This is a genomic window from Marinobacter sp. G11 (assembly GCF_021282325.1).
Classification (GTDB): domain Bacteria; phylum Pseudomonadota; class Gammaproteobacteria; order Pseudomonadales; family Oleiphilaceae; genus Marinobacter; species Marinobacter vinifirmus.
In genome coordinates, this window is record NZ_JAJSPB010000018.1 from 72,211 (window position 1) to 78,210 (window position 6,000).

The 6,000-nt window shown below is 57.5% G+C and carries 7 protein-coding genes and 1 pseudogene; 3 read left to right on the forward strand and 5 right to left on the reverse strand.

Going from position 1 to position 6,000, the window contains the following annotated elements; all coding sequences use genetic code 11:
- Window positions 1-85 precede the first annotated feature (85 nt).
- Complete coding sequence (locus LWH94_RS12465; protein ID WP_232902417.1) at window positions 86-979, forward strand: metal-dependent hydrolase; 894 nt, start codon at window positions 86-88, stop codon at window positions 977-979.
- 211 nt (window positions 980-1,190) lie between these two features.
- Here LWH94_RS12465 and LWH94_RS12470 read toward each other — a convergent pair whose 3' ends face one another.
- Complete coding sequence (locus LWH94_RS12470) at window positions 1,191-1,967, reverse strand: class II glutamine amidotransferase (protein WP_232902418.1); 777 nt, start codon at window positions 1,965-1,967, stop codon at window positions 1,191-1,193.
- 84 nt (window positions 1,968-2,051) lie between these two features.
- Window positions 2,052-2,867 carry an SDR family NAD(P)-dependent oxidoreductase gene (locus LWH94_RS12475; protein ID WP_232902419.1) on the reverse strand — a complete coding sequence of 272 codons (816 nt, stop codon included), beginning with the start codon at window positions 2,865-2,867 and terminating at the stop codon, window positions 2,052-2,054.
- A gap of 150 nt (window positions 2,868-3,017) precedes the next feature.
- On the opposite strand from LWH94_RS12475, the gene LWH94_RS12480 reads away from it, so the two are divergent.
- Together LWH94_RS12480 and LWH94_RS12485 are read left to right on the forward strand one after the other, a co-directional pair.
- Window positions 3,018-3,479 (forward strand): nodulation efficiency, NfeD-like protein, encoded by a 462-nt coding sequence (locus LWH94_RS12480; protein WP_232902420.1) that lies wholly within the window; start codon window positions 3,018-3,020, stop codon window positions 3,477-3,479.
- A 2-nt stretch (window positions 3,480-3,481) separates the two neighbouring features.
- The gene (locus LWH94_RS12485; RefSeq protein WP_232902421.1) at window positions 3,482-4,516 is read left to right on the forward strand and encodes an SPFH domain-containing protein; all 1,035 of its coding nucleotides are present in this window, start codon (window positions 3,482-3,484) and stop codon (window positions 4,514-4,516) included.
- Between the two features lie 25 nt (window positions 4,517-4,541).
- Here LWH94_RS12485 and yfbR read toward each other — a convergent pair.
- The 3 genes and pseudogenes from yfbR to LWH94_RS12500 all read right to left on the reverse strand — a co-directional run.
- Window positions 4,542-4,904: pseudogene (gene yfbR, locus LWH94_RS12490) on the reverse strand (5'-deoxynucleotidase); the annotation flags it as partial.
- 289 nt (window positions 4,905-5,193) lie between these two features.
- Entirely contained in the window at window positions 5,194-5,442 is a 249-nt protein-coding gene (locus LWH94_RS12495; protein WP_232902422.1) for a helix-turn-helix domain-containing protein, read from the reverse strand.
- A 315-nt stretch (window positions 5,443-5,757) separates the two neighbouring features.
- Window positions 5,758-6,000, reverse strand: a 243-nt coding sequence (locus tag LWH94_RS12500) for a hypothetical protein (protein ID WP_232902423.1), incomplete at its 5' end; no start/stop codon positions are given.

The following is a 6,000-nucleotide window of genomic DNA, read 5'->3' on the forward strand; positions in this document are numbered from 1 at the left end:
GTTTGCGCATTCAGCTTGTTGGTTGACTGGCCCACACTGGAGCCATGACATCAGCCAAAGCGTTCAAACGCACAGGAGTAACAACATGCTGACCACCGCACACGCCAACGGCCAGGCCAAGGCCTCACATACCCCGGACAACGTCGCCATCAAGCCCCAGCGCATGGGCTTCGAGTTCGATGAGAAGGTGCCCCGCTACTGGCTGGACAATAACTATCTGATCAGCCACACCATGAACGCACTGTCTGTGCTGTTTCCGGAAGGCGAGCAGTTTTTTGTGGATTCTGTGCGGGCGTTCCGCGATCAGATCAACGATCCGAAGCTGAAGGCCGAGGTTCGGGGCTTTATTGGCCAGGAGGCCATGCATTCCCTGGAGCATATTGCCATGAACCAGCATGTTCGCGATCAGGGTATGCCGGTGGAGGAGATGGAAAAGGATCTGAAGGTGATTCTGGACCTGGCCCGCAAGTTGCCCAAGCGGCATCAGCTGGCGGTGACCTGTGCCCTGGAGCATATCACGGCGATGATGGCGGATATGCTGCTGGAGCGGGACGATGTGCGTGAGGATATGCACGAGTCCATGCGGCCGTTGTGGGTATGGCATGCCATTGAGGAAACCGAGCACAAGGCGGTGGCCTATGATGTGTTCCAGCAGGTGGGCGGCACCTATGCCGAGCGGGCTTTCTACCAGTTGTTCGCGACGGCTGCACTGGGTGTGGTGGCGACCTGGTTTACCGGGCGGATGGTGATGAAGGATCGCAAGAACTTTTCGGTGAAGGGGGCAGCCAAGGGCATGTGGCGCATGTGGGGCAAGGACGGCGCTTTCTCTAGCCTGATTCCGGCCTGGGCGGAGTATTTCAAGCCGGATTTCCATCCCTGGGATAAGGACAATAGCGAGCTGATCGGGCGGTTTAAGGCGCAGATTCAGCAGTATATTGCGCCGCAGTATAAGAGTGGGAATCGGCGGACTCTTCAGTAAGCTCTGGTTTTGGGTATGTTTGGAGTTACGCGGGCGATCGGGTGGGGATGCCTTTCTTCCGGAAAAAACAACTCGCTTCGCTCAGACATCTTTTTTCCTGCAGAAAGGCATCCCCACCCGCTCACCTGCTTGATCTGACTGACGAACTGTCTCCGACTGAACTGGTGTGTGTTCTCCGGGCCCTTTGGGGCCGGAGTTATCTTACCTGGGCCTACTTTGTCAGGCCTGACATCATGACTTCTCCCTTCTTCCACAGCCTCCATTCGCCGGGCTGGTAGACATCCCATTTTTCATCGGTGGTCAGGGGTTCTGTGACGATCACGCTGACGATATCGTTGGGGGTGGTTTCAGATTCGAAATCGACGGTGACGTCGGCGTCTTTCAGCCGGGCCGGGCCGAACGGGGCTCGGCGGGTGATGCTGGCCATTTTGGTGGTGCAGTAGGTGAACAGGCAGTCGCCGTTGCTGAGCAGCAGGTTGAAGACGCCTTCGCTGGCGTAGGCCTGGGACAGGCTCACGAGTCTGGCGACGACGTCTTCGAGCGGGGTGTCGCGGCTGCAGTGGCTGCGCAGGTGGTTGAGGATGTCGCAGAACAGGGCTTCGCTGTCGGTGTCGCCGACCGGCTCGTAGAAGCCGGGTTCGGGGCGGAAGCCGGTGAGTTGGCCGTTGTGGGCGAAGACCCAGTATCGGCCCCAGAGTTCACGGATAAACGGGTGGGTGTTGGCCAGGCAGATTTCGCCGACGTTGGCCTGGCGGATGTGGCAGATGGCCACTTCGCTTTTGATGGGGTGGGTCTGAACCACTTCGGCGATGCGGGAGTTGGCGCTGGCGTCGGCGTCGTGGAAGCTGCGCACGCCCTTGCCTTCGTAGAAGGCCACGCCCCAGCCGTCTTTATGGGGGCCGGTGTCGCCGCCGCGGCGGGTCAGGCCGGTGAAGCTGAAGCACAGGTCGGTGGGGGTGTTGGCGCTCATGGCCAGCAGTTCGCACATGGCAAAGCGATCCTTGGCTGATGGTGATTCAGCCAAGGATACCGTAATTTGACGGCAGCTCCAGTGCTGCCGGGGCTTGTCAGGTCAGATGTACAGGTTCTTGCGGGAGAAGCGTTCGACCAGCGGCTGGTAGGCGGAGCCGAGCAGGCGGTTGATGGCGTCGATGCCCCAGGCATCCGGGCCCACGAGGATGCGGGATTCGTTTTTCAGGATGCCTTTCACGATAATTTTCGCAGCCTTGTCCGGGGTGGTCATGGCAATCTTGTCGAAGCCTTTGCGCTGGGCTTCACCGTTTTCGGATTTACCCATGCGGGCGGAGTTGGCGATGTTGGTGCGGATTCCGCCGGGGTGTACGCAGCTGACCTGCACCGGCTGGTTTTCCAGTTTCATTTCCTGGCGCAGGGATTCGGTAAAGCCCCGCACGGCAAACTTGGCCGCGTTGTAGGCGCTCTGTTTGGGCACGCCGATCAGGCCAAATACGCTGGAGACGTTCACCACATGGCCCTCACCGGATTCGATCAGGTGGGGCAGGAAGGCGCGGGTACCGTGGGCCACGCCCCAGAAGTCGATATCCATCACCCATTTGAAGTCTTCGTCGGTCATCTCGCGAACGGAGGCCGACAGCGCCACACCGGCGTTGTTGATGACCAGGTTAACCTTGCCGAAGTCCGCCCGTACCTGTTCGGCGTGGGCGTAGATGGCTTCGCGGTCAGAGACATCGAGAAGGTACGAACGCACGTCGGCACCACCGCAGGCGGCCACGGTTTCCGCCAGCCCGGCTTCGTTAACATCAGACAGCGCCAGCCGGCAGCCTTTGGCGGCTAACACACTGGCAAGGGCCCGGCCGATTCCGGAACCGGCTCCGGTTACCACAGCCACTTTGTTCTTGAGATCCTTCATGATTACGACCCTCTGTCTTGTTTTTGCTACTGATGCAGGTACTTTAGAACTCCGGTACTGTAACAGCTGGGCCGCCATGCAAAATGGCATCACACGCCCCCAGAAACGGGCGCTCCGGCCACTTGATTCGACGACGGGATAAAACTGACTATGGAATGGAGTCTTACCCACTTCTGGCTGATTCTGGCCCTGGCCCTCAGCCTGGCCGAACTCACCTCCGGCGTACTGCTGTTGCTCGCCCTCGGCGTGGCGGCCGCACTGACCGCACTGGTGGCGTCTCTCGGCGCATCTTTTGAATGGCAACTGGTAGCGATGGGGGTTCTGTCCGGCATTCTGGTTCCGGTGGCCATCCTCTGGATACGCCCCAGGTTCTCCCCCAAAGGGGTTGCCTATGGCACTACAGGCACCGGCGTGGAACACGGCAAGCTCTACCACTCTCAATTACGTGACTTTGACGGCGCCACCGGTATTGAGGTCAATGGCGACTTCTACCGCCTGAAACTCGCGGACGGCAGCAGCCCTGAACTGCCGGAAGGCACGCCAGTGATTTTTGAAACCTTTGATGGCACAACCGCCATCGTGCATCTCGCACATCCCAACAAGGAGCAGTAAACATGGAAGCATTGGTTACCCCGGGGCTGGTCATCAGCCTTATCGTTGTCGCTGTTGGCGTTTTCGTTATTGCCAAGGGGCTGGTCATTATCCGGCAGTCCGAAGTCATGGTGATCGAGCGCCTGGGCTCGTTTAACCGGGTGCTGGAGAGCGGCATCAACATCATCATTCCGTTCATCGAGAAACCCCGCCCGATCAGCATGATCCGCTACATGCGCATGGGCGATGAGTATCACCCGGTCACCACTGACGAAGTCCGCATTGACCGCCGCGAAACCGTGATGGACTTTCCCGGCCAGCCGGTGGTCACCACCGACAACGTTACGGTGAAAATCAACGGGGCGCTTTACTACCAGATCATCGACCCCCGCCGGGCCGTATACGAAGTCGCCAATATGAGCCAGGCGGTGGAGGTGCTGGCCAAGACCACGCTGCGTTCGGTGGTGGGCAAGATGGAGCTGGACAAGCTGTTCGAATCCCGCAGCGAGGTCAACAATGCCATCCAGGCGGAAATGGAAGATGCCGCTTCGAAATGGGGCGTCAAGCTGACCCGGGTGGAAGTGCAGGACATCAGCATGCCCGAAGAAGTGGAAGAAGCCATGCGCCTGCAAATGGCCGCTGAGCGTAAGCGCCGGGCCACCGTAACCGAGGCGGAAGGCGAGAAATCCGCCGCCATTGCCATGGCCCAGGGCCAGCGCGAGTCCGCGATCCTGAACGCCCAGGGCGACAAGGAATCCGCGATTCTGCGCGCCCAGGGTGAGCAGGAGTCGATCCGCCTGGTACTCAACGCCATTGGCGATTCGGAGGAAAACAAGCGCACCGTTGTCGGCTACCTGCTGGGCCAGAGCTACATCAAAGCCCTGCCCACCATGGCGAAAGACGGCGAGCGGGTCTTCGTACCTTACGAATCCTCCGCCCTGCTGGGCTCCATGGGCATGTTCCGGGAACTGGCCGGCAGCCCTGAAGATGCCGTTCGGGACGCTCTGAGCCGGGACGGCCTGCGTGGTGGCATGGTGGCCTCAGCCGGCAACAGCTAAGCCATAAACCCGGTTACGGCACTCGCTAGCCCAGCAAATGGTCCAGCGGGCGCTCGTAACTGGGTGCAAACACCTCCAGAAAGTACAGCACTTCCGGCAGGGCCTGCTGTTGCAGGCCATGGAGTATCTGCTCAGCCGCCGGCTCGAATTCCTTGTTGCCGGTCTGGATCTCGGCCCGGCATTTCAGCAGGGCTGACAGCCGGTCTGCTGCCTTGATCAGCTCTTTCTCCGCCTGGCCCAGCTGCGACTCCCGCACGTAGGGAGCGAAATCCTCCCGCAAGTCATCGGGTAGCAGTGCCAGCAGTTCCGCTTCGGCCTTGTGTTCAATATCCCCGAAGGCTTCCCGCATCACTTTCGAGTGGTACTTCACCGGGGTCGGCATATCACCGTTATATCTAATAGTGCCTCAGTGAGTGACTGAGTAACAATCTGTCGAAAGCCCTCATAATAAGCCTCGGGAGGAGATTCTAATGTTTTTTTCACTCAAACACTGGAACATTTGTCAGAAAGTTCGCATAGAGCGTCAATGTTACACATGTCAACGACGTATATAGGAATAAGCGTTACAAGTGTCGAGGGTCACACTGGCAAAAACTGAATCCGAGAATTAGATGTCTCCAAAGCAACCTCAATGAAGAGTTTCCTGATCACACAAGTGTGACTTGGAGGCGGTAACTCTACGTCCTTGGTTTTGAGTCATCAGCCCCCACCTTGCTCAGGTCCGGAACCAGATCTTTTGGTGAGCAGCCAAGAGTGCCCGCCAAAATATACAGCTTTTCGATGGTGAGATTTACCTGCCCGCGTTCGACCTTCCCAATGTAACTTCGGTCAATACCAGCGGTGTAAGCGAGTTGCTCCTGCGAAAACCCTTTGAGCTTTCTGATTTTCCTGAGGTTCTTACCAAACTCTAGTCGAACTGTATCCATAGGTGCCTCTGACTGACACCTAAACTATCTATACCTTGAGTTAAATAGGCCACGGCATATAATACCCATTTGAGTAATGGTGAAATTGTCAGTGATGAGGAAAATATGTCCGAGAACGCCCCAACTATGGATAGGATCCTCCACGAAATCCTCTCGGAAGAGGCTGGCAATCGATTCGAGCTGATACGGATTCGGAATCAATACACTAATAGCATTTCCGAAAATGTAAGGCCCTCCAAAAAAGACCTTTGGTGGTATGTATATACGGAGATGGAAAAGTTACGAAGCCACGGATTGGTGAGAACCTTAGAGCGCTCAGATAGCTGTGAGGGAAAGGTTTATGAGATTAGCCAGCACTTTGGGGAATGCCCTATTAGCATCGTACCAGAGCCTTTTCATCAACCCGTACACAAACCGTTGGAAATGAAACGTGCGTATTCCAGACCAAGGTTGCCACTGATTCCAGACGAAGCCTGCCACCCATTCCACGCGAAAGCTGCCACTGATTCCACGGCAAAGCTGCCACCCTGGCAGGCTGCCTGATTCCCCCATCAAAAC

Excerpts from the sequence above, each read along its gene's own strand:
- LWH94_RS12465 (WP_232902417.1), top strand. The coding sequence starts at position 86 with ATGCTGACCACCGCACACGCCAACGGCCAGGCCAAGGCCTCACATACC.
- LWH94_RS12485 (WP_232902421.1), top strand. The coding sequence starts at position 3,482 with ATGGAAGCATTGGTTACCCCGGGGCTGGTCATCAGCCTTATCGTTGTC.
- LWH94_RS12495 (WP_232902422.1), bottom strand. The coding sequence starts at position 5,442 with ATGGATACAGTTCGACTAGAGTTTGGTAAGAACCTCAGGAAAATCAGA.
- LWH94_RS12480 (WP_232902420.1), top strand. The coding sequence starts at position 3,018 with ATGGAATGGAGTCTTACCCACTTCTGGCTGATTCTGGCCCTGGCCCTC.
- LWH94_RS12475 (WP_232902419.1), bottom strand. The coding sequence starts at position 2,867 with ATGAAGGATCTCAAGAACAAAGTGGCTGTGGTAACCGGAGCCGGTTCC.
- LWH94_RS12470 (WP_232902418.1), bottom strand. The coding sequence starts at position 1,967 with ATGTGCGAACTGCTGGCCATGAGCGCCAACACCCCCACCGACCTGTGC.